This window comes from Cupriavidus basilensis OR16 (assembly GCF_000243095.1).
Classification (GTDB): domain Bacteria; phylum Pseudomonadota; class Gammaproteobacteria; order Burkholderiales; family Burkholderiaceae; genus Cupriavidus; species Cupriavidus basilensis_D.
Genome location: NZ_AHJE01000368.1, coordinates 1 through 472, shown reverse-complemented (window position 1 = coordinate 472; position 472 = coordinate 1). Strand labels below are relative to the sequence as shown.

The following is a 472-nucleotide window of genomic DNA, read 5'->3' as shown; positions in this document are numbered from 1 at the left end:
GCTGTGCTTGCCGTCGCGGCCCGGCTGCAGGCCGAGAGCGACGGTGGGTTTGACTGCGAGCGCAGCGCGCCAGGGATGCGCGTCCCTGGAGGCCGCGCGTGGGTCATCGAAGGGACGAAGGTACGCAAGTACAGGCCCCTGCAGCTCGACCTGGGCGGCATTGCCAAGGGCTACGCGGTGGACTGCGCGATCGAGGCCCTGGGCGGTTTCGATCTCGACTACGCGCTGGTCAACGCGGGCGGCGACATGCGCCATGCCGGCACCGCCCCGGCGACGGTCGCGCTGCGCGAGCCGGGGGCGCCAGCCTGCACGGCGCTGGCCTGGCAGCTCGACAACGCGGCGCTTGCGAGTTCGAGCGTTGGCGGCCTGTGGCCGGAACCAGGCTCGGCCCCGCGCATCGACAGCCCGCACCTGCCTGACGCACTGGCCGCTGGCGCAGGCGCGAGCGTGCTGGCGCCATCGTGCCTGCTTG

General features: G+C 73.1%; 1 protein-coding gene. It reads left to right on the top strand.

Translation table 11 applies throughout. The features are described 5' to 3' along the window. The coding region (locus OR16_RS43305) for an FAD:protein FMN transferase (RefSeq protein WP_006165091.1) at positions 1 to 472 on the top strand (472 nt) is incomplete at both ends.